Origin of the sequence: Kitasatospora sp. NPDC096128, assembly GCF_040303105.1 — a bacterium.
Classification (GTDB): Bacteria; Actinomycetota; Actinomycetes; order Streptomycetales; family Streptomycetaceae; genus Kitasatospora.
Genome location: NZ_JBEOSP010000014.1, coordinates 165,517 through 186,534 on the forward strand (window position 1 = coordinate 165,517; position 21,018 = coordinate 186,534).

Annotated in this window: 17 protein-coding genes; 10 read left to right on the plus strand and 7 right to left on the minus strand. The window is 73.8% G+C overall.

The window, feature by feature from the left end:
• The first annotated feature begins 137 nt into the window (after window positions 1-137).
• The 5 genes from ABTY61_RS18000 (at window position 138) to ABTY61_RS18020 (ending at window position 4,884) form a co-directional block, all read left to right on the plus strand.
• Window positions 138-1,043 (plus strand): LysR family transcriptional regulator, encoded by a 906-nt coding sequence (locus ABTY61_RS18000; RefSeq protein ID WP_350506006.1) that lies wholly within the window; start codon window positions 138-140, stop codon window positions 1,041-1,043.
• Between the two features lie 95 nt (window positions 1,044-1,138).
• Window positions 1,139-1,720 (plus strand): cysteine dioxygenase family protein, encoded by a 582-nt coding sequence (locus tag ABTY61_RS18005; protein ID WP_350505964.1) that lies wholly within the window; start codon window positions 1,139-1,141, stop codon window positions 1,718-1,720.
• A gap of 8 nt (window positions 1,721-1,728) precedes the next feature.
• Window positions 1,729-2,793: a YeiH family protein gene (locus ABTY61_RS18010; protein ID WP_502895348.1), complete on the plus strand. Its 1,065-nt coding sequence runs from the start codon at window positions 1,729-1,731 to the stop codon at window positions 2,791-2,793.
• Between the two features lie 188 nt (window positions 2,794-2,981).
• Window positions 2,982-3,692 (plus strand): spermidine synthase family protein, encoded by a 711-nt coding sequence (locus tag ABTY61_RS18015; RefSeq protein ID WP_350505965.1) that lies wholly within the window; start codon window positions 2,982-2,984, stop codon window positions 3,690-3,692.
• Between the two features lie 112 nt (window positions 3,693-3,804).
• Complete coding sequence (locus ABTY61_RS18020; RefSeq protein ID WP_350505966.1) at window positions 3,805-4,884, plus strand: TetR/AcrR family transcriptional regulator C-terminal domain-containing protein; 1,080 nt, start codon at window positions 3,805-3,807, stop codon at window positions 4,882-4,884.
• A 96-nt stretch (window positions 4,885-4,980) separates the two neighbouring features.
• Here the strand turns inward: ABTY61_RS18020 and ABTY61_RS18025 are convergent, their stop codons facing one another.
• The 3 genes from ABTY61_RS18025 to ABTY61_RS18035 all read right to left on the minus strand — a co-directional run bounded on the left by ABTY61_RS18025 (window position 4,981) and on the right by ABTY61_RS18035 (window position 8,493).
• The gene (locus ABTY61_RS18025) at window positions 4,981-6,837 is read right to left on the minus strand and encodes a hypothetical protein (RefSeq protein WP_350505967.1); all 1,857 of its coding nucleotides are present in this window, start codon (window positions 6,835-6,837) and stop codon (window positions 4,981-4,983) included.
• Between the two features lie 139 nt (window positions 6,838-6,976).
• A complete protein-coding gene (locus ABTY61_RS18030) occupies window positions 6,977-7,858 on the minus strand; it encodes a TetR/AcrR family transcriptional regulator (protein WP_502895349.1) in 882 nt (293 codons plus the stop codon).
• A gap of 104 nt (window positions 7,859-7,962) precedes the next feature.
• Complete coding sequence (locus ABTY61_RS18035; protein ID WP_350505968.1) at window positions 7,963-8,493, minus strand: NUDIX hydrolase; 531 nt, start codon at window positions 8,491-8,493, stop codon at window positions 7,963-7,965.
• A gap of 86 nt (window positions 8,494-8,579) precedes the next feature.
• On the opposite strand from ABTY61_RS18035, the gene ABTY61_RS18040 reads away from it, so the two are divergent.
• Window positions 8,580-9,800: a serine hydrolase gene (locus ABTY61_RS18040; RefSeq protein ID WP_350505969.1), complete on the plus strand. Its 1,221-nt coding sequence runs from the start codon at window positions 8,580-8,582 to the stop codon at window positions 9,798-9,800.
• A 10-nt stretch (window positions 9,801-9,810) separates the two neighbouring features.
• On the opposite strand, the gene ABTY61_RS18045 is transcribed toward ABTY61_RS18040, so the two are convergent.
• From ABTY61_RS18045 to ABTY61_RS18055, 3 genes are all read right to left on the minus strand, one after another.
• Window positions 9,811-10,134 (minus strand): nuclear transport factor 2-like protein, encoded by a 324-nt coding sequence (locus ABTY61_RS18045; RefSeq protein ID WP_350505970.1) that lies wholly within the window; start codon window positions 10,132-10,134, stop codon window positions 9,811-9,813.
• Window positions 10,135-10,364: 230 nt separating this feature from the next.
• The gene (exaC, locus tag ABTY61_RS18050; RefSeq protein ID WP_350505971.1) at window positions 10,365-11,888 is read right to left on the minus strand and encodes an acetaldehyde dehydrogenase ExaC; all 1,524 of its coding nucleotides are present in this window, start codon (window positions 11,886-11,888) and stop codon (window positions 10,365-10,367) included.
• Between the two features lie 300 nt (window positions 11,889-12,188).
• Window positions 12,189-13,136, minus strand: a complete 948-nt coding sequence (locus ABTY61_RS18055) for a terpene synthase family protein (RefSeq protein WP_350505972.1) — start codon at window positions 13,134-13,136, stop codon at window positions 12,189-12,191.
• 337 nt (window positions 13,137-13,473) lie between these two features.
• Here ABTY61_RS18055 and ABTY61_RS18060 point away from each other — a divergent pair, with 337 nt between their 5' ends.
• Together ABTY61_RS18060 and ABTY61_RS18065 are read left to right on the plus strand one after the other, a co-directional pair.
• Window positions 13,474-16,497, plus strand: a complete 3,024-nt coding sequence (locus ABTY61_RS18060) for an ATP-binding protein (protein ID WP_350505973.1) — start codon at window positions 13,474-13,476, stop codon at window positions 16,495-16,497.
• Window positions 16,498-16,690: 193 nt separating this feature from the next.
• Window positions 16,691-17,767: an aldose epimerase family protein gene (locus ABTY61_RS18065; RefSeq protein ID WP_350505974.1), complete on the plus strand. Its 1,077-nt coding sequence runs from the start codon at window positions 16,691-16,693 to the stop codon at window positions 17,765-17,767.
• Here ABTY61_RS18065 and ABTY61_RS18070 read toward each other — a convergent pair whose 3' ends face one another.
• Window positions 17,768-18,268, minus strand: a complete 501-nt coding sequence (locus tag ABTY61_RS18070; protein WP_350505975.1) for a GNAT family N-acetyltransferase — start codon at window positions 18,266-18,268, stop codon at window positions 17,768-17,770.
• A gap of 308 nt (window positions 18,269-18,576) precedes the next feature.
• On the opposite strand from ABTY61_RS18070, the gene ABTY61_RS18075 reads away from it, so the two are divergent.
• Both ABTY61_RS18075 and ABTY61_RS18080 read left to right on the plus strand, forming a co-directional pair.
• Window positions 18,577-19,857 carry an extracellular solute-binding protein gene (locus ABTY61_RS18075; protein WP_350505976.1) on the plus strand — a complete coding sequence of 427 codons (1,281 nt, stop codon included), beginning with the start codon at window positions 18,577-18,579 and terminating at the stop codon, window positions 19,855-19,857.
• A 145-nt stretch (window positions 19,858-20,002) separates the two neighbouring features.
• Window positions 20,003-21,004, plus strand: coding sequence for a carbohydrate ABC transporter permease (locus ABTY61_RS18080; RefSeq protein ID WP_350505977.1), 1,002 nt, complete (start codon window positions 20,003-20,005; stop codon window positions 21,002-21,004).
• Window positions 21,005-21,018 lie beyond the last annotated feature (14 nt).

The window sequence follows — 21,018 nt, forward strand, 5'->3', positions numbered from 1 at the left end:
GGGGCGCCCGCAGCGCTGGGAAGGGTGGTTCGGGACTGAACCATAGGTGCGGATGGGGTCGAGGTCGGGACCTCCAAATTCCTCTTATGATTGCGAGGGCAGGCGGCAGACGACCGGGTGGAGGGGCCATGGAGCCGGTGTTCGACTCGCGGCACATCAGGACGTTCCACGAGGTCGTCCGGGCCGGTTCCTACTCGGCCGCGGCCCGGGAACTCGGCTACACCCAGCCGGCGATCACCCAGCAGATGAAGGCCCTCGAACGCACAGTCGGCGTCCCGCTGTTCACCCGCGCCGGGCGAGGCCTGCGGCTCACCGAGGCCGGCGAGGCGCTCTCCCGACACGCCGAGCTGATCCTCGGCAGCCTCTCCGCCGCCCAGCAGCAGCTCGCCGCGCTCGCCCGGCTGCGCGCCGGGCGGGTCCGGGTCTGCGCCTTCCCCAGCGCCAACGCCACCCTGATACCCGAGGCGATGGCCCGGCTGCTCGCGGATCACCCCGGCGTCCGGGTCGAGCTGCTGGAGGCCGAGCCGCCGGACTCCGTCCAGCGGCTGCTGCGCGGGGAGTGCGACATCGCGCTGGCCTTCCGCTATCCGGGTGCGGCGACCGAGGTGCCGGACGGCCTGGACGAGATCCCGCTGATGGAGGACCTGCTCACGGTGCTGCTGCCGGTCGGGCACCCGCTCGGCCGTCGGCACGCCGTCCGGCTGGCCGACCTCGACGGCGAGCGCTGGATCGCCGGCTGCCCGCGCTGCCGGGCCAACCTGCTGCACGTCTGCGCCGAGGAGGGCTTCGCGCCCGACATCGTGTTCTCCACCGACGACAACCTCGCGGTGCAGAGCCTGGTCGCCGCCGGGGTCGGGATCGCGCTGATGCCCGCGCTGGTGCTCTCCTTCATGTGCCACCGCAAGGTCACCGGGCGGGCGGTCGAGCCGCACCTGCGGCGGCAGGTGAGCGCGTACGTGCTGCGCGAGCACCGGCGGATCCCGGCCACCGGGCTGGTGCTGGACCACCTGCGGCAGGCGGCGGCGAGCCGGGTCGGGTGCTGATCCCGGGGCCGCGTCGCGATCCATAAGCGCCAGTGGGGGTAATGCTTAGAAACCCTCGTTGGACGTGATAGGTCGCTTGGTCCGAACCTGCTGGCATGACACCCCCAGCCACGGTCGGCAGCGACCGGCTCACCGAGCGGATGACCGCACTGGTCAGTGAGATCCGCGCGGTCGTGGACCGCGGACTGCCACCCGAACTCACCGCGTACCTGGTCGGCGAACGCCTCGCCCCGCACCTGCTCGCCGCCCCCGACGGACCCGACTCGCTGCTCACCCCCGCCCAGTGCGAGGGTGACCCGCAGCGCTACCGCCAGCACGTCCTGCACGCCGAGGACGACGGCAGCTTCTCCGTCGTCGCCCTGGTCTGGCTGCCCGGACAGCAGACCCCGATCCACGACCACGTCTCCTGGTGCGTGGCCGGTGTCCTCCGCGGCCAGGAGAGCGAGACCCGCTACCGGCTGATCTCCGACGGGCGCGGCTCCCGCCTGGTCGAGACCGAGCACGTGGCCGGCCCGGCCGGGACGGTGGCCGCCTTCGCCCCGCCCGGCGACATCCACCTGGTGCGCAACGCCTGCACCACCACCGCGATCTCCATCCATGTGTACGGCGCGGACGTCTCCCGGCTCGGCACCAGCATCCGGCGGGTCTACCGGCTCCCCGCCGACCAGGAGCGGTGAGCGGCGGCGTGGCACTCACCCTCCGGGAGCGGGCCACCCGCACCCGCTCCCTCCCCCCGCTCGGCGGGGACGCCCCCGGCCTGCTGCTCGCGGCCGCCGGGGTGGCCGCCGCGATCGCCGTCCACGCGGCCGTCCCCGCTGTGCCCAAGCTCACCGCCGCCGTTGTGCTCGGCATGGCGGCGGCCCACCTGCCCGGGCTGCGCCCGGTGGTCCGCGGGGTCGCCAGGTCCGGGCTGTCCACGGCCGGGAAGCGGCTGATGCGGCTCGGGATCGTCCTGCTCGGGCTCAAGCTCGGCCTGGACGACGTGCTCGGCCTCGGCTGGGCCACCGTCGCCATGGTGCTCACCGTGGTCGCGGCCACCTTCGCCGGCACGCTCTGGCTGGGCCGCCGGCTCGGACTGCCCGGAGACCAGCCGCTGCTGGTCGCCACCGGGTACTCGATCTGCGGGGCCTCGGCGATCGGCGCGGTCAGCCAGGCGGCGGGCAGCGAGGAGGAGGACGTCGCCTCCTCGGTCGCGCTGGTCACCCTGTGCGGGACCCTGGCGATCGCCGTACTCCCTTTGCTGCAGCACCCGTTGGGGCTCGGCGAGCTCGAGTTCGGGCGCTGGGTCGGGGCGAGCGTGCACGACGTCGGGCAGGTGGTCGCCACCGCGCAGACCGGCGGCCCCGGCGCGCTGCGCGAGGCCGTGCTGGTCAAGCTGATGCGGGTGGTGCTGCTGGCGCCGCTGGTCGCCGGCGTGGCCGTGGTGGCGCGGCGCAACCTGCGCAGCGCGCGCCGGGCGGCCGGGGACGGCGCGGCGAAGAGCGGCAGCCGGCCGCCGATCGTGCCGCTGTTCGTGGCCGGATTCCTGGCGATGATCGTGCTGCGGACCACCGGGGTGCTCCCCGCGCGGGCCCTCGCCCTGGCCGGGGACGCGCAGGAACTGCTGCTGGCCGCCGCGCTGTTCGGGCTCGGCAGCGCGGTGCACCTGCCGACCATGGCGAAGACCGGCGGGCGGATCGCGCTGCTCGGGCTCGGTTCCTGGGTGGTGGTCGCGGGCGTGTCGTACGCGGGGGTGCTGCTCACGACGTGAGCGGTGCGGCCGGTGCGGCGGTGCGACCGACCGGCGAGATCGCGTGGGCGGGCCGGGCTCCTTCGGGGTCCGGCCCGGCCCGTTCACCGGCCGGTTCACCGGCCCGGTCCGCGGCGGGACTCGGTTATTGTCGGGCGGGTGATCGCCCCACGGGGCGAAGCTGCCGCCGAGCCCACCGAGGAGGAACCATGACCACCGCACTGCCCGAACGGGACGGCCACGAGGCCGTCGTCACGCTCGACCGGCGGGAGGGCCCGTTCGGCGAGGTGGTACTGCGGCGGCGCGGACGGCACTACGAGATCATCGCCAACGGCTGCTTCCTGATGGACACCGCCGACGGGCGCTCCGAGCGCCTGCTGGTCCAGGCGGCCCTGGACGAGTTGGACCGCACCAGCGCCGCCGTGACCGCGCCGTCCGTGCTGATCGGCGGACTCGGGGTCGGCTTCTCGCTCGCGTACGCGGCGGCCGAGCCGCGCTGGGGGCGGATCGCCGTCGTCGAGCGGGAGAGCGCGATCATCGACTGGCACCGCTCCGGCCCGCTGGGCGGCTTCTCCGACGGCGCGCTGGACGACGAGCGGGTCTCGGTGATCCACACCGACCTGCTGGACCACCTGGCCGCGGCCGACGGCGAGCGCTACGACGCGCTGTGCCTGGACATCGACAACGGGCCGGACTGGACCGTCACCGACTCCAACGCCGGCCTCTACGGTGCGGACGGGCTCGCGGTGCTGTGGCACCGGCTGCGGCCCGGCGGGGTGCTGGCGGTGTGGAGCGCCCAGCCGTCGGCGGCCTTCGAGGAGGCGCTGCGGGCCGCGGGGTTCTCGGACGTCGCCACCGAGGAGATCCCGGTCAGCCGGGGCGTTCCGGACGTGGTGCACCTGGCGCGGCGGGCCGGCTGAACCGGGGCGCCGCGCAGGCCGGTTGAAGACGGTCGGCGGGGCCGGCAACCGGCGCTGCTAGCGTGGGCGGCCGCGGTGCACCAGTGCGGTCGAGCGGGCGGTGGTGGTTGTGGTGGGGAACGGTTCGCCTTCGGAGCGGATCACGGACGAGCTCCGACGACGGATCGTGGCGGGGGAGTTGGAGCCGGGCACCCGGGTGCCCTCGACGCGGCGGATCATGCAGGAGTGGGGCGTGGCGATGGCCACCGCGACCAAGGTGCTGAGCCGGCTGCGGGAGGACGGGCTGGTGCGGGCCCTCCCGGGAGTGGGGACGGTGGTGGCGGACCGGGCGGCGGCCGTGGCTGCTGTTCCGGCGGCTCCGGCTGCGAACCCGGCTCCTGGCGAGGCTCCGGTTTCCGGCGCGGCTGCGGTTTCCGGCGCGGCTGCGGTTTCTGGTGCGGCTGCGGTTTCTGGTGCGGCTGCGGTTTCTGGTGCGGCTGCGGCGGGCGGGCGGCGGGGGAAGGGCGGGGAACGGGAGCTCGGCCGGGAGCGGATCGTCGCGGTGGCGGTCCGGGTGGCCGACACCGAGGGCCTGGCGGCGCTGTCGATGCGTCGGGTCGCGACCGAGCTGGGTGTGGCGACCATGTCGCTCTACCGCCATGTGCCCGGCAAGGACGAGCTGTTGCGGCTGATGTTGGACAAGGTCTTCGGCGAGCAGCCGCCTCCCGAGGCGTCGGCGCCGGACTGGCGGACGGGGCTGGACGGGATCGCGCGGCTGCAGTGGCGGATCTACCGGAGCCACCCGTGGCTGGCCGCCACGATGTCCTTCACCCGGCCGGTGCTGGCGCCCGACGCGGCGCTGCACACCGAGCGGTCGATCGCGGCGCTGGCCGGGACGGGGCTGAGCATGGCGGAGATGGCCCAGGCCTCGGTCAGCCTGGCGGCCTTCACCTGCGGCCTGGCGGTCCACTTCGAGCGGGAGGCGCAGGCCGAGCAGGACAGCGGGATGTCCGCGGACGAATGGATGGACCGGCTGGACGACCAGGACCACGACCGGCTGATGGCGGACCCGGAGCGGTTCCCGATGTTCGACGCGCTGAACCGGGGGCCGGAGATCGACATGAGCCTGGACGCGCTGTTCGAGTTCGGGCTGGCACGGATGCTGGACGGGGTGGGGGCGCTGATCGCGGCGCGGGGGACGGGTAGCGGCTGACCCGACGGACGGCCGGCGGGTGTCGGATTCCGTTCGCTGGAATCCGACCTCCGCCGGCCGTGAGGTGTGGTCCGGAGGCCGCTGCGGGTCAGCCGGTCAGCCGAAGGGCCGGTGCTCCGGTGCCGCGTCCGCCTCGGGCTCGGCCGCCGCCTCCGGTCCGTCCGTGGTCGTGGTGGTGCCGGAGATGCCGAAGGGGTCGAAGTCCGGTGGCGGGATCATCACCGGGGTGCCCTTGCGCGGGGCCCGCTCCGCCGATTCCGCCGCAGGGGCCGCGACCGGGGCGGTCTGGGCCGGGATCAGCGGCGGGGTCGAGGGCGGCGGCGGGACGGCGGGGCCCTGGGCGGCGACGGTGGTGCCGAAGGGGTCGGGCTTCTGCTCGGCGGCGACCGTCGTCCCGAACGGGTCCGGGGCCGGGGCGCCCCCGGTGGGCTGCGCGGCGGGTGCGTCCGTGGTCGTGGTGGTGCCGGAGATGCCGAAGGGGTCGAAGTCCGGTGGCGGGATCATCACCGGGGTGCCCTTGCGCGGCGCGGGCTCCGCGGCTTCCGCCGCGGGGGCGGTCGCGACCGGCTCCTCCGCGACCGGGGCGAAGGGGTTGAAGTCGGCGGGCGGGATGCGCACCGGGGTGCCGCGCAGGTGCACCGGGCGCTCCTCCGGCTCCGTCCCGGCGAGGGCGGTGGGGTCGGAGGTCGGTGCGGTCGGTGCGGTCGGTGCGGTCGGCGCGGGCACCGGGACCGGCGGAGCGGCCGTCGGCGCGGGCGCGACCGGGGCCCCCAGCGTTTCGCCGTCCCAGCCGAACTGGATGCTCTTCAACAGCTCCGCGAACGCCTCGGTGTACAGCTCCCAGTCCTCCGGCTGGGCCGTGGACAGCTGGGCGCACAGCACCGTCCCGCCGTCCGGCAGCGGTACGAAGGCCTGGACGGCCGAGGTGACCACCCAGCGGCGCTGCCCGTCGGCCGCCAGCGCCCCGGGCACCGGGACGGTCCGGCCCTCGACCAGGACGGCGGCCGGCCCGGCGGGCAGCAGCACCGTCCAGACCTCGGCGTGGCGTCGTACGGTGGCCAGCTCGGTGGCGAGGGCGGTGATCGGCAGCGGGTGCCGGGCGAGCGAGATGACCAGGGTGGCCTCCGAGGCGCGCCCGTCCTGCTCCAGCGCGCACACGCCCGCGTAGCGGACGCCCGCGTCCTGGAGCAGGTCGGTCAGGGTCGCGGTGATCACCGCGAAGTCGCGGCGGGGCTCCGGGCCGGTGGCGCTGAACAGCTCCTCGGCGACCTCGGCGAGGTGCGCGCTCAGTTCGGTGGCCGCCGCCACGGTGGCCCGGTCGGTGCCCCCGGTGCCGTCGGCGTCCCCGGCCGCGTCCGGCGCCAGCGCGGGCACCGTCCGGGCGGAGACCCCGGCGGGTCCGCCGGGGGAGGTCAGCGGGTGGAAGCCCGGCGGGACGACCAGGCGGACCTCGGCGCCCGCGCCGGTGGCGAGTTCGACCGGCTGCCGGGTCTGCCGGCCGGCCGCCAGCGCGGCCAGGGCCGGGGCGAACGGCGGGCGCAGCTTGGCGTCGGCGAACTCGCCGGTGACCGGCAGCTGGAACAGCGCGGCCGAGGTGGTGCCCCGGTCGGCGATGGCGCCGCGCACCGCTCCGCCGCCGTAGCGGTGGTGCAGCGCGGTCGTCACCCGGTCGGCGACCCGGGCGCCGGTGCCGGGCCGGGCCGTTCCGGCGGTGATCACCGTGCCGAGCCGGGCGAGGGCCTCGTGCACCGGGCCGTTGGGTGCCAGCGGCAGGCCGAACAGCGCCTCGGCGGCGGGGTGTTCAGCCGGTTCCGGGGTGCTGAGCGAGGCCGCCGGGTGGCGTGAGGTGTGCTCGTCGAAGAGGGCGTCGGTGAGCGTGCCGAGGGTCGCGCTGACCTGCTCGGCTGCCGCGAAGGGGTTGGCCTCCGCACTGAACTGGACGTCCTGGGTCAACTGGTGAGCCCCCCGCTCTGCTCCGTCTGCCGTCGGTGGTTCGGGTGGGACCCGACCCGCCCGGACGGCGGGCCGTCAGGTCCCCGCCCATTCCTATCAGAGCCCACCGTCGTCACCGAACCGCAGGATCACCCGATGATCACGCCGGGGCGGCTCCGGCGGGGCCCTCCGTGCTCTGCGCGGACGGTTCGTCCACGGGCTCCGCGGCCGCCGGGGCCCGACCCGAGGCCAGTGCGGTGACCGCGTCGAGGATGCCGGGCACGGCGAACAGTCCGGCGAGGTCCCGGACCAGCAGCCCGGACGGACCGTCGGGCCGCTCGTCGGCGAAGAAGGAGGCCAGCTCGGCGGCCAGCGCGGGCTCCCGGGCGGCGGTGAGGGTCAGCGAGGCGACGAACTCCTGCACCAGGTGCAGCTGGAGCTCCGCCAGCGGGACGGACCGCTCGCCCAGCCACTCCAGCGAGGTGATCTCGGCGTTGGCGATCCAGGCCCGGACGGTCAGCCGAAGCCCGGGGCTCGGCGCCGGGACCGCCAGGTGGGCGAGGATCTGGTCGTGCGCGGCCCGGCGTACCTCGTCGATCACCGCCGAGGTGCCCGGGCTGGCCGCCACCGAGCCGCCCCGCAGCAGCGCGGCGAAGCCCGGCCCGTGGCTCTGCACGAAGTCCAGGTAGCGGCCCATCACCCGGAACAGCCGCTCCGACAGCGGCCCCTCCATCGGCTCCTCGAAGCGCGCCGAGAGCTCCCGGCCGGCGCGCCGCAGCGAGGCCTCGTACAGCGCCTGCTTGCCCGGGAAGTAGTGGTACACCAGCGGCCGGGAGGCGCCCGCGGCGGCGGCGATGTCGTCGATCGACACCTCCTCCGGCGGGCGCCGGCTGAACAGCTCCAGCGCCACGGCGATCAGCTGTTCCCGCCGCTCGTCCACGCTCAGCCGTCGGCGCGGCCGCTCGCCCGCGGCCCCCCGCTCGGGTGCGGCGGTGGTACGGGCTGCGCGGTCGGCCGTCGGGGACGGCGTACGGGAGGCCATGCGCGTCAGCCTATCCGGCGGCCGTCGGCGGGCCCATGCGGCCTGTCCTGCGGCGTTCCGCCCGGGCCGGCCCCCGGATGGGCCGGCCTCCGGATCCGCCCGTCCTACCCGGCGCGGAGCTCCAGGTAGCGGCGGTAGGCCTCCAGGCCGTCGACGACGAAGGTGTCGCGGGCGAGCCGCTCGGCGAGCTCGGCCGGGGTGAGCCAGGCGTGCCAGGCGACCTCGGACTCCTGGGGGGAGACCGGGCCGTCCCACTCCGCCTCGTACATGTCGCACCACCAGGAGAGCTTGCCGCCGTCGGGCTCCCTGAACAGGAACTTGAAGAGCGGGCGCGGGGCGATGCCGCGCACCCCGAGCTCCTCCTCGGCCTCGCGGACGGCCGCCTCGGCGTAGCTCTCGCCGGAGCCGACCACGCCGCCGACGAACATGTCGTACGCGCCGGGGGAGAACAGCTTGGTGTCGGTGCGGCGGTGGACGAAGATCCGGCCGGCCGGGTCGCGGACCAGGATGAAGACGCAGCGGTGGGTCAGCCCCCGGCGGTACACCTCACCGCGCAGCGCCGTCCCGATCACCCGGTCGTTCTCGTCGACGATGTCCAGCAGCTCTTCGGCGGGGTTGGTCGCAGGTTCGGTCATGGGCGACAGGTTAGGGTTTCGGGGCCCGCTTCGAACGCGGGATCGATCAATCGGACGGCGACGGACGACCTGAGGGCGGGCACGCGGTGGTGGAGATCCGGGGCGAGACGGCCGAGGGGTTCGAGCCCGTACGCGCGGCCTTCGCGCGGAACTTCGCCGAGAACGGCGAGCTCGGCGCGGCCTTCGCGCTGTACCTGCGCGGCCGCAAGGTGGTCGACCTGTGGGGCGGCGACGCCCGGCCCGAGGTCGGCGGCCGGCCCGCGCCCGCGGTGCCGTGGACGGCGGACACCGCCCAGGTGCTGCGCTCGGTCACCAAGGGACTGAGCGCGGCCACCGCGCTGCTGCTGGCCGAGCGCGGGCTGCTCGACCTGGACGCGCCGGTGTCCTCGTACTGGCCGGAGTTCAAGGCGGCCGGCAAGGGCGCGGTGCCGGTGCGCTGGCTGTTGTCGCACCAGTCCGGGGTGCCCGCGCTGGACGTGCCGCTGCGCCTGGAGGATGTGCTGACCTGGGAGCGCGCCGTCGCCGCGGTGGCCGCCCAGGAGCCGGCCTGGGAGCCGGGGACGGCCCACGGCTACCACCCGTACACCTTCGGCTGGCTGGTCGGCGAGGTGGTGCGCCGGGTGAGCGGCCGGACGATCGGCCAGTACTTCGCCGAGGAGATCGCCCGGCCGCTCGGGCTGGACCTGTGGATCGGGCTGCCGGCCGGTGCCGCGCCCAGGGTCGGCAAGCTGGTCGACCTGCCCGCCCCGGAGGCGGCCCGGACCGGCCCGAGCGGGCTGCGGCTGCGGCCCAAGCAGTCCGTCCGGGACGCCTACCAGGACCCGAGCTCGCTGACCGCCCGCGCCTTCGCCTCGGTGCTGCCCGGGGTGGACATGAACGACCCGGCCGTGCAGGCGGCCGAGATCCCCGGTGCCAACGGCATCGGCACGGCCCGTTCGGTGGCCCGGTTCTACGCGGCGCTGATCGGCGAGGCCGACCGCCCGGACGGCTCCGGCGCGCTGCTGCCGCCGCTGTTCGGCCCGGAGGTGCTGGCCCGCGCGGTCGGGCCGGTGGTGAACGGCCCCGACCGGGTGCTGATCGTCAACTCCACCTTCGGCCTGGGCTTCTGGCGGCACGGCCCGACCGCGCCGATGGCCTCCCCGGCGAGCTTCGGCCACCCGGGCCGGGGCGGCTCGCTGGGCTTCGCCGACCCGGAGCTCGGGCTCGGCTTCGGGTACGTCACCAACGGCATGCAGCCGGGCGTCACCGGGGACGTGCGCTCGCGCAACCTGATCCGCGCGGTGCGGGGGTGCCTGGGGCTGTCCTGACCGGCGCGGACTACGCCTGGCCGGTCTCGAAGCGGCTGATCTTCCCGCCGTCGACGGTGAAGCGCCAGGCGGTGCGCATCTCGCCCCAGGTGTCGTTGGTGAAGTTGGCGACCAGGGCGCGGCCGCCGCTCGACTCGGTCTGGACGTCCATCCGGCCATGGGGGCCGAAGATCTCCCGGTCGATCCACTGCGTCAGGTCGCGGTCGGAGCCGTCGTCGGACATGGTCGCACCGGGGGCGAGCGTGGACAGGAAGGCGGCGCGGTCGCCCGCGTTCACCGCGGTGACGAAGGCGCGGACGGCGGGGTCGGTGAGCTTGCTGGTGGCGATGGTCATCGAGGACTCCCGAGGTGCGGAAGGGACGGGAGTCCTTGTTTAGGGCGTTCGCGCGGGCCGTCCGGGCATGTCGGCGGCGCGTCGGCAAAATCAGCTGATTCATGTGCTTAGATCCCGAAACAGGCGATTTGCCCGGTGAGCCCGCCGCGGGGAGTGGCGGTGGAGCGGGAGGCCCGGTCGGGCCTCCCGCTCCACTCTCGTCCGGCGCCGGGGCCGGGACGGGCGGGGGCCTAGAAGAAGCCGACCGCGTCGGGGGAGTAGCTGACCAGCAGGTTCTTGGTCTGCTGGTAGTGCTCCAGCAGGGCCTTGTGGTTCTCCCGCCCGATGCCGGAGTTCTTGTAGCCGCCGAAGGCGGCGTGCGCCGGGTAGGCGTGGTAGCAGTTCGTCCAGACCCGGCCGGCCTGGATGGCGCGGCCGGCCCGGTGGGCGGTGTTGATGTTGCGGGTCCACACGCCCGCGCCGAGCCCGTACTGGGTGTCGTTGGCGAGCGCGACCGCCTCGTCGAAGCCGTCGAAGCGGGTGACCGAGACGACCGGGCCGAAGATCTCCTCCTGGAAGACCCGCATGCTGTTGACGCCCTCGAAGACCGTCGGCGTCACGTAGTACCCGCCGGCCAGCGAGCCGCCCAGGTCGGCGCGTTCGCCGCCGACCAGGACCTTGGCGCCCTCGGCCTGGCCGATCTCGAAGTAGGAGAGGATCTTCTTCAGCTGTTCGGCGCTGGCCTGGGCGCCGACCTGGGTCTCGGTGTCGAGCGGGTTGCCCTGGCGCATGGCGCGCACCCGGGCCAGGCCGTCGCCGAGCAGGCGTTCGTAGACCGGCGTCTCGATCAGCGCGCGGCTGGGGCAGGTGCAGACCTCGCCCTGGTTGAGGGCGAACATCGCGAAGCCCTCGACGGCCTTGTCGTAGAACGCGTCGTCGGCGGTGGCGACGTCGGCGAAGAACAGGTTGGGGCTCTTGCCGCCGAGCTCCAGGGTGGCCGGGATCAGGTTGTCGGCGGCGGCGCGGGCGATCAGCCGGCCGGTGCCGGTCTCGCCGGTGAAGGCGAGCTTGCGCACCCGCGTGCTGGCGGCCAGCGGGGCGCCGGCCTCCTCGCCGAAGCCGGTGACGATGTTGAGCACGCCCGGCGGCACCAGGTCGGCGGTCAGCTCGGCGAGCAGCAGCACCGAGGCCGGGGTCTGCTCGGCGGGCTTGAGCACCACCGCGTTGCCGGCCGCGAGCGCCGGGGCGAGCTTCCAGACCGCCATCAGGATCGGGAAGTTCCACGGGATGATCTGGCCCACCACGCCGAGCGGCTCGTGGAAGTGGTACGCCACGGTGTCCTCGTCCAGCTGGGAGAGGCTGCCCTCCTGGGCCCGCAGCGCGCCGGCGAAGTAGCGCAGGTGGTCGACGGCCAGCGGGAGGTCGGCGGCGAGCGTCTCGCGCACCGGCTTGCCGTTCTCCCAGCTCTCGGCGACCGCCAGTTGCTCGAGGTTGGCCTCCATCCGGTCGGCCATCCGCAGCAGCACCTGGGCGCGCTCTGCGGCGGAGGTGCGGCCCCAGGCCGGGGCGGCGGCGTGGGCCGCGTCCAGGGCGGCCTCGATGTCCTCGGCGGTGCCGCGGGCGACCTCGGTGAAGACCTCGCCGGTGACCGGGGTCGGGTCGCCGAAGTACTCCCCGCGCGCCGGGGGCGTCCAACCGCCGCCGATCCAGTGGTCGTACCGGGAGCGGTAGGCGACGATGCTGCCGGGCGCGCCGGGGGGCTGGTAGACCGTCATGCTCAGTGTCTCCTCGCGACGTCGGGCGCCCCCGGCGCCGAACGGGCCGGGGGCGGCACGCCGGACCGCCGCCCGGTGGGGGCGGTCCGGCGGGAGGGTGCGGACACGCAGTCGGGCCGGCGCCCTGCCGGGGCGCCCGCCGACGAGCACGATAACGCCGGGCGCGCGATGCGGCTACGGTCCGTACGACCGGCTCGTACGGACGGTGTGCGTTCCGGACGTTCCCCGCCCCGGCGCGCGGGAGCGTTCGACGGCGCGCGGTCCCGGGGCGCGCCCTGGGTGCGGCCGGGGCGGGGAACGTCAGACCGCGTGGTACCGGCCGGTGCGGGCCTCCCAGCTCAGGTAGCCGGCCAGCCAGGTGAGCAGCCCGTCGGCGTAGCGCTGGGCGATCGCGCTCTCGATCCGGGAAAGGCCCAACTCCCGGTACACGTCGGGCAGTCGGTCGTGCAGCTCGGCGCAGCGCTCGACCATCAGCTGGGCCTCCGCCATGACCGCGGCGCAGGCCTCCTCGGCCGAGCAGCGGCGCTCCCGCTGGACGATCATGACCAGGTTGTTCACGTCGCCGCGCGGGGCTTCGAGCGGGAACGAGCGCACGTCGTTGCTGAGTGACGGTATGTCGGCTGCCAGCTGGCGCAGTTGACGCAGCACCGGGTGGTGCAGCACGGAGGCGGGGACCTCGAACTGGCCGAGCCGTTCGACCATGTCGAAGATGGTCTCCATCGCCGCGGTGCCCCGTCTGAGCTCCAGGTAGCCGTCCCGGTCGGGCGGCCGGGCGGAGATCCGGCCGGCCGCCTCGGCCGGGTGGCTGGCGAAGTAGTACTCCCAGTTGTAGGCGGCGCGCGCCTGCCAGCGCGCGGGCATGCCGCGCACGCTGCGGCTCCACAGATCGGCGAAGGCGGTCTCGACCGGGGAGCGCTGGTCGGGGCGGGCGCCGTGCAGGACGGCGATGAGCCGCTCGCAGATCGGGGCGACCTCGGCCGGACGGCGGCCGAGCGGGCCGTCGAACTGGTCGTCGAAGAGGAAGTAGAAGCCCATCAGGTCGGCCGCCAGGGCGAGTTCCTCCGGTCCGGCGTCCGGGTAGCCGAGCGCGGCGAGGTCGACCACCTCCCAGTGGGCGTACCCGGGGTGGTCGGCGTCGGGGAGCAGCGGGTGGCGGGTCAGCCAGTCGCGGTGCACCGCGGTGGCGTACGGGCCGTGCGGACTGCGGCGGTGCGGGAACGGAATCTGAAGTGAGTTGTCGTCAGACATCGGACTCCCGGTGCAGCGGTGAGTGGGGGCGCTTGTGGTTCGAGCACTGAGTGTGGGGGGAGTTGACGCGGCGGGGCGCTGGGGGTGAGGGTAGTAGCGCAAGATCATCAGCGCCTCGCGGGCCGTAGGGTATCTGATGTAATGATCGGACGTTAGGGATATAGGGCAATTGCCCTTGGCAAGCCGTCCAAACCCTCGCCGTCCGTCCCAGCCTGCGCGAATGCCGCACGGCGAGCCGTACACGGCGCTAACCTCGGCTCCACGGACTGTGATGGGCTGGCTCCCCGCGCGCGGTGGCGGAGTCGAGTCGGCGAGCGGGTGAGGCGGAGGCGCGACGGTGACGGATCAGGGCAACGAACTTCGGGCGGGGACCGGTTCCGACCGGGACGACGACGGCCCCGCGCCCCGGCTCAGGCTGCGCGACCGCGACACCGAACTGCGCTCCGTGGAAGCCGCCGTCGACCGGCTCTGCCGCGAATTCGCCGCCGGCGGCACCGAGATCGGCGAACTCCTCGCCTTCTCCGGCCGCCCCGGCATCGGCAAGACCAGTCTGCTGCACGAGGTCCGACGAATCGCCAGTATGCGCGAAGGGGCCACCGTGCTGTTCGCCCGCGGCGGCGAACGGCAGTTCAAGGAGCCGTACCACGTGCTGCGCCAGCTCCTCCAACCCGTCCTGACCAGGTTGAAGGCCGACGAGTTCGCCCAGGTGATGGGCACCTGGGAGGAGGTCGTCGGACCGGCCATGGGCCTCAAGCAGCCCAAGGCCGGCGCCCGCCGGCTCGACCCCCAGGGCGTCCGGGACGGCCTCGACTACGTCCTCACCCAGCTCGCACCGCGCCGCGCGCCGATGGTGATGATCGTCGACGACCTGCACTGGGCGGACGCCGAATCCCTGTCCTGGCTCGCCAAGTTCGCCGTCCGCTCCGGCGAACTGCCGGTCCTGCTGGTCTTCGCCTTCCGCGAGGACGAGAACGACTGGCCGAGCGAGACCCAGGAGCTGCGCCGGGGCGTCCTCAACCTCGCCAGCCGCAAGCACGAACTCAGCCGGCTCACCCTGAACTCCGTCGCCGACATGATCCGCGCCGAACTCGGCGACCGGGCCGAGGACGCCTTCTGCTACGAGTTCTGGAACGTCGTCAACGGCAACCCCTTCGAGGCCGTCGCCCTGCTCGACCAGGTCCGTGACCAGGAGCTCGACCCGGTCGAGGAGAACTCCCGGCAACTGCGCGAACTCGCCGTCGACGCCACCGGGATGACCCTCAAGAGCTGGCTGGACCGGCTCGGCCCCGCCACCCTGCGCTTCGCCTGGGCCTGCGCCATGCTCGGCACCGACATCCGGGTCGACCTGGCCACCCGGATCTCCACCCAGAGCGGCGAGGGCGCCCGCGAGTCCATCAAGCAGCTGCGCAAGCAGCGCGTACTCACCCAGGCCCCCAACGGCAACCTCGAGTTCGTCCACCCGCTGATCGCCAGCTCCATCTACAACACCATGCCGGAAGCCACTCGCCTCGGCATGCACGGCATCGCCGCCGTGGAGATCGAGAACGCCGGACTCGGGCTGCTCGCCGCCTCCCGCCACCTGGTCGAGACCCACTCCGGCGAGGGCGACGACCGGATCGTCAGGAAACTGCGCCGCGCCGCCGTCGAACACCAGCTGATCGGCGCCCCCGAGGCCGCCCAGCGCTGCCTGCACCGCGCGCTCAACGAGCCGCCCGCCGACGACATCAAGGCCGAGGTGCTGTACGAGCTCGGCTGCTCCGCCCTGCTCACCGACCCCGGCGCCACCGTCAACCAGCTCAGGCTCGCCCTCGACCCCGACGAGGGGCCGCTGCGCCCCGAACTGCGGGTGGACGCCACCTTCCGGCTCTCCGAGGTGCTCGCCCACAGCGGCGAGCTGGGCCAGGCCGCGCTGGTCTGCCAGGAGGAGGCCGAGCAGACCACCGACCCGGTCCGGCGCCAGCGGCTCCAGGCGGCCTCCTTCATGTGGCACGCCTTCCGCAAGTCCGAGGAGGACGGGCCCGGTCGCTCCGCCCGGCTCGAGGAGCTGTACCTCAACCTGGCCGGCCGGGAGGCCGCGGACCTGGCCGTGCTGGTGATGCGCGCCTGGGACCTGACCCTGCGCGGCCGGCCCTCCGCCGACGCGCTCGCGCTCGCCGACGAAGTCCTGGACGGCGGCCGGCTGCCCAAGGGCCTCGGCTGGACCGACACCACCTGGGGCTTCGAACTGCCCGCGATGCTCTGCCTCACGTACATCTACAACGACCGCATCGCCCAGGCCGAGCGGCTGGCCGCGGACGCCATCATCCAGTTCGAGCTGGCCGGTTGGAGCGGTGCCCACCGGGGCTTCGCGTACTTCCTGATGGGGCTCGCCAGGTTCCGCCGAGGGCTGCTCGCCGAGGCGGAGGACTTCCTGCGCCGGGCCTACCGCATCTCCGAGCGGATCGGCGCCAAGCTGCCGCTGGCCTGGGACGCCGTCGGCGTGCTGGTGGACACCCTGATCGCCCGCGGCCGGGTCGACGAGGCCTGGGAGCTGGCCAACGAGTTCGGCTTCCACCCGCCGTACCACGCGACGGCCATGGTGCTGCCGGACGCCGCCTCGCTGTACGGCAAGCTGCTGGTCGCCAAGAGCCGGCACGCGGGCGCGGCCGCCGCGCTCACCGAGGCGGGATCGCAGTTGGAGATCCGCGGCTGGCACAACACGGTCTGGGCGCCCTGGGCAGGGCACCTCGCCATCGCGATCTCGGCCGACGAGCCCGAGCGCGCCCGCGACTACGCCCAGAAGGCCGTCCGGGACGCCCGTACCTTCGGCACTGCCTCGGCGATCGGCAGCGCGCTGCGGCTGCAGGCCCGGATCGCGGACGGCCAGCAGGCGGTCGAGCTGCTGGAGCAGGCCGTGGAGCAGCTCGGCCAGTCCCCGGCCGGGTACGAGCACGCCGTCGCGCTGGTCGACCTGGGCGCGGCGCTGCGCCGGGTCGGGCGGCTGGAGGACGCCCAGGAGCACCTGTACCAGGGCATCGAGCTGGCCCAGCACTGCTCGGCGGAGAAGCTGGTCGACCGGGCCCGGCGGGAACTGGCCAACTACGGCCTGCGGCCCAACCGGCTGGGGGTACACGACTTCCGGGAGACGCTGGAGGCGCTCAGCGGGCCGGAGCGGGACGTCGCCAACCTGGCGGTCAAGGGCGTGCCGCCGCAGCGGATCGCGGAGCGGCTCGGGGTGCACTTGAGCCTGGTCAACCGGCGGCTGGCCGCGGTCTACCGCAAGGCGGGCACCGGGCCGGACGGGCTGGCCTCCGCGCTGGGGCTGCGGCCGGATCCGGGCGCGGAGCCGGACGAGGCCCCGGGCGTTGAGCCGGGGGAGTAGCGGCCCCCGGCAGCCCCGCCGGCTGACGGGGGCGGACGGGGCGCCAGGGCGGCGCGCGGTGGCGTGGGAGCGCCCCCGCCACGGCCGCCCTCGCTAGGCTGACGGACACCACGGGGGGCCGCCGCGACGCCTCCCCGGACCGGATCGGGACACCGGGCGGGGCGGTACCGCCGCCGCCAGTGAGGAGCAGGCCATGGCGAGCGAGGCCACCACTGTGCGCCGCGAACCCCTCGACCCCTCGGGCGCGGGCGCGGCGATCCAGCGCTGGACGCTGACCTCCGGCCCGTACGAGGCGAGCGTGCTGAGCCTCGGCGCCACCCTGCACACCCTCAGTGCCCCGGACCGGGCCGGCCGCCCGGCCCAACTGCTGCTCTCCACCGACGAGCTGGCGCGGATCCTGGGCCCGGCGCGGCACTACGGCACGGTGGTGGGCCGGTACGCCAACCGGATCGACGGCTCCGTCGTCACGATCGACGGCGAGGACCACCCGCTCGCCCCGACCGGCGGCGGAGTCACCATCCACGGCGGGCCGGACGGCTTCGCCCAGCGGATGTGGGCGGCGGAGCCGGTCGAGGGCGGGGTGCTGCTGCGGCTGCACAGCCCGGACGGCGACCAGGGCTTCCCGGGTGCGCTGGACGTCACGGTCGCGTACACCCTGTCGCACACCCCGGGCGCGGGCGGCGAGCTGGTGATCGACTACCGCGCCGTCACCACCAGGCCGACGGTCGTCAACCTGACCAACCACGCGTACTTCAACCTCTCGGGTGAGGGCAGCGGCGACGTCCTGGGCCACCTGCTCACCCTGGACGCCGACGAGTACACCCCGGCCGACGAGCGGCAGATCCCGTACGGGCGGACCGAGCCGGTGGCCGGCACGCCCTTCGACTTCACCGTGGCCACCCCGATCGGCAAGTCGGTGCACGACGAGCACCCGCAGCTGGCCGGTCCGGGCGGCTACGACCACAACTGGGTGCTGCGCGCCCGCCCGGCGGACGGCGGTCCGGCGCGGGCGGCGCTGCTGGAGGACCCGGTCAGCGGCCGCACCCTGGAGGTGCTGACCACCGAGCCGGGCATCCAGGTCTACACCGCGAACAAGTTCCAGGGCGCGGTCACCGGCGCGCGCGGGGTGCCGTACGGCCCGTTCGCCGGGATCGCGCTGGAGACCCAGCACTTCCCGGACTCCCCGCACCACCCGGCGTTCCCGAGCACCGTGCTGCGGCCGGGGGAGGAGTTCCGCTCGACCACGGTGCTGCGGCTCGGGGTCAGCTGATCAGCGGAGGTCCCGGCGCATGCAGAGCCGGGGCCAGCGGTCGAGGCCGTGCTCGGCCTCCTGGCGGCGGATCCGGCGCAGGCCGGGGGTGAGCTCGGCGTCGGTGAGCGGGCGGAAGCCGCAGCGGGCGTAGTAGGGGGCGTTCCAGGGGACGTCCGCGAAGGTGGTCAGGGTGAGCGCGGGGGCGTCGGTGCCCGCGGCGAGGTGCTCGATCAGGGCCCGGCCGATGCCCCGGCGGGCGTGGTCGGGGTGGACCGAGACCTGTTCGACGTGCAGGGCGCCGTCCACCGGTTCGGCCAGCAGGTAGCCGACGATCGTCCCGTCGGGGGCCTCGGCGACCAGGGCGGTGCCGTGCTCGAGGTAGCCGGCCAGCTGTTCCGGCGCCGGGGGCTCGTCCTCGGCGACCTCCGGCATCCCGATCTCCGCGAACGGGGCTCCGGCGGCCCGCTCCAGTTCGGTCAGCAGGGGCAGTTCGTCCAACGCGGCGGCTCTGATGCGCATGCGCCCAGTCTGCTGCAAGCGGCTTTCAGCCACGGACGGTGGTTCCGTCGGCCACCCGGGCGGGGTGAAACGGGCGAAGTCGGACATCGTGCCGCGCTGTCGACTACCGTGCGGCCACGTCCAGGACACGCGGGTGTAACGATCGCGGTTTCTTGCAGAAACTTGCTGCAAGACCTTTCCGTCGATCTCGCGCCGCTGTTAACTTCCTTCCCGAGCCCGACGGCAGCAACGGTGCGGTCGGCACGAGGCAGCCATTATGCGCCTGTCTCGGAACATCTCGGGCACCCCCACCCTCCCAAGGAGTTCTCATGCGGCGTGGCATCGCGGCCTCTGCCCTCGTTGTGGCCCTCGCGGTCTCGATGGCTGCCTGTGGCAGCAGTGGCGGCTCCGGCTCCGACAGCAAGGCCGGCGGCCCGGTCACCCTCACCTACTGGGACACGTCGAACGCCACCAACGAGGCTCCGAACTACGAGGAACTGGCCAAGAAGTTCACGGCGGCCAACCCGGACATCAAGGTCAACTTCGTCAACGTGCCGTTCGACCAGGCGCAGAACAAGCTGCAGACCGCCATGGGGGCCAAGGGCGCGCCCGACGTCTTCCGCTCCGAGGTCGGCTGGACCGCCGCCTTCGCCAAGGCCGGCTTCCTGGAGCCGCTGGACGGCACCCCCGCCGCCGCCGACACCTCCGCCTTCCAGCCCAGCCTGATCCAGCAGGCCAAGTACGAGGGCAAGCTGTACGGCGTCCCGCTGGTCACCGACACCCTCGGCCTCCTCTACAACAAGGACCTCTTCGCCAAGGCCGGCATCACCGACGCCCCCAAGACCTGGGACGAGCTGAAGACCGACGCCGCCGCCATCAAGGACAAGGCGGGCGCGGACGGCTTCTGGATGAAGGCCGCCGACGGCTACTACGCGATGCCGTTCCTGTTCGGCGAGGGCACCGACACCGTTGACGCCGCCGGCAAGAAGATCACCGTCACCTCGCCCGAGGCCGTCAAGGGCATCGAGACCTACAAGTCGATGTTCACCTCGCCCGGCACCGTCAAGGCGGACGTCACCACCGACGCCTACGCCCACATGATGGACGCCTTCAACAGCGGCAAGGTCGCGGCGATCATCCAGGGCCCCTGGGAGATCACCAACATCTACAAGGGCTCCGCCTTCGCCGACAAGAAGAACCTCGGCATCGCCCCTGTCCCGGCCGGCTCCAGCGGCAAGGCCGGCGCCCCCACCGGCGGCCACAACATCGCCGTCTACGCCGGCGCCGACAAGGCCCACAAGGCCGCCGCCGAGAAGTTCGCCGCCTTCATGACCTCGGCCGAGAGCCAGGCCTTCATCGCGCAGAAGAACTCCACCCTGCCGACCCGCACCGACGCCTTCACCGCCGACGTCAAGGCCGACCCGGGCATCGCCGGCTTCCAGGCCATCCTCGGCAGCGCCAAGCCGCGCCCCGAACTGCCCGAGTACAGCTCGCTGTTCGACTCGCTCGGCACCAACCTGGGCAAGGCCGTCCAGGGCACCAGCACCCAGGACGCGCTGAACACCGTGGCCACGGACTACGCCAAGCTCCTGCCGGGCTTCGCCAAGTAGTCCCCGCAGCCCGGCCCGCCGACCCCGGCGGGCCGGGCCGTCGGCACCCCCGAGGCCGCCGGCCTCCCATGGCCGTCGGCTTCCCGAGGCCGTCGGCTTCCCGAGGCCGTCGGCCTCCCCGAGAGATCCCGAGAAGGTGCAAACGATGTCAGTCGCCGTGCAGGGCGCCACCGGCAAGGGCAGCCGGGAGCGCGATCAGCGTCCCGGTCCACTGGAACGCCTCAAGCGCTCCTACGCCAAGCACTGGTACGCCTACGCGATGACCGCCCCGGTCGTGGTGGTGCTCGGCGCGCTGGTGTTCTACCCGCTCGTCGAAGGCATCTGGCTCACCCTCACGGACGCCAACAGCCTCAACGTCGCCCGCAAGATCGGCGTCAACGAGATCCCGGCCAGCTACCAGTACATCGGCTTCCACAACTACGCCGACATCCTCTGGGGCCCCGGCTCGTACGACCGCTTCTGGTCCCACTTCGTGTGGACCATCGCCTGGACGGTCATCTGCGTCAGCCTGCACTACACCCTCGGCCTCGGCCTGGCCGTGCTGCTCAACAAGAAGCTGCGCGGGCGCGCCGCCTACCGGATGCTGCTCATCCTGCCGTGGGCCGTCCCGACCTTCGTCACCGTCTTCTCCTGGCGCCTGATGCTCTCCGACGGCGGCGTCGTCAACACCGTGCTCTCCGCGCTGCACCTGCCCGAGCCCGGCTGGCTCACCGACCCGTGGGCGCAGAAGGCGGCCGCGATCCTGGTCAACACCTGGGCCGGCGTGCCGTTCATGATGATCTCGCTGCTCGGCGGCCTCCAGTCGATCCCGGCCGAGCTGTACGAGGCCGCCGAGATGGACGGCGCCACCCGCTGGCAGCAGTTCCGCCACATCACCCTGCCCGGGCTGCGCACCGTCTCCTCGACCGTCGTGCTGCTCGGCGTGATCTGGACGTTCAACCAGTTCAACGTCATCTTCCTGCTGTTCGGCAAGGGCGCCCCGGACGCCCAGCTGCTGGTCACCTGGGCCTACCGCCTGGGCTTCGGCCAGATCCCCCGGGACTACGCCGGGTCCGCCGCGTACGGCGTGATCCTGCTGTCCATCCTGATCGTCTTCACCGCCTTCTACCGGCGCTGGCTCGCCCGCAACGAGCAGGCCAACGGCTAGGGGCTCGTCCCCCC

Coding starts and splice junctions, on each gene's coding strand:
- ABTY61_RS18055 (WP_350505972.1), bottom strand. CDS start 13,136: ATGTCTGACGACAACTCACTTCAGATTCCGTTCCCGCACCGCCGCAGT.
- ABTY61_RS18005 (WP_350505964.1), top strand. CDS start 1,139: ATGACACCCCCAGCCACGGTCGGCAGCGACCGGCTCACCGAGCGGATG.
- ABTY61_RS18030 (WP_502895349.1), bottom strand. CDS start 7,858: ATGGCCTCCCGTACGCCGTCCCCGACGGCCGACCGCGCAGCCCGTACC.
- ABTY61_RS18015 (WP_350505965.1), top strand. CDS start 2,982: ATGACCACCGCACTGCCCGAACGGGACGGCCACGAGGCCGTCGTCACG.
- ABTY61_RS18075 (WP_350505976.1), top strand. CDS start 18,577: ATGCGGCGTGGCATCGCGGCCTCTGCCCTCGTTGTGGCCCTCGCGGTC.
- ABTY61_RS18045 (WP_350505970.1), bottom strand. CDS start 10,134: ATGACCATCGCCACCAGCAAGCTCACCGACCCCGCCGTCCGCGCCTTC.
- ABTY61_RS18035 (WP_350505968.1), bottom strand. CDS start 8,493: ATGACCGAACCTGCGACCAACCCCGCCGAAGAGCTGCTGGACATCGTC.
- exaC (WP_350505971.1), bottom strand. CDS start 11,888: ATGACGGTCTACCAGCCCCCCGGCGCGCCCGGCAGCATCGTCGCCTAC.
- ABTY61_RS18070 (WP_350505975.1), bottom strand. CDS start 18,268: ATGCGCATCAGAGCCGCCGCGTTGGACGAACTGCCCCTGCTGACCGAA.
- ABTY61_RS18080 (WP_350505977.1), top strand. CDS start 20,003: ATGTCAGTCGCCGTGCAGGGCGCCACCGGCAAGGGCAGCCGGGAGCGC.
- ABTY61_RS18065 (WP_350505974.1), top strand. CDS start 16,691: ATGGCGAGCGAGGCCACCACTGTGCGCCGCGAACCCCTCGACCCCTCG.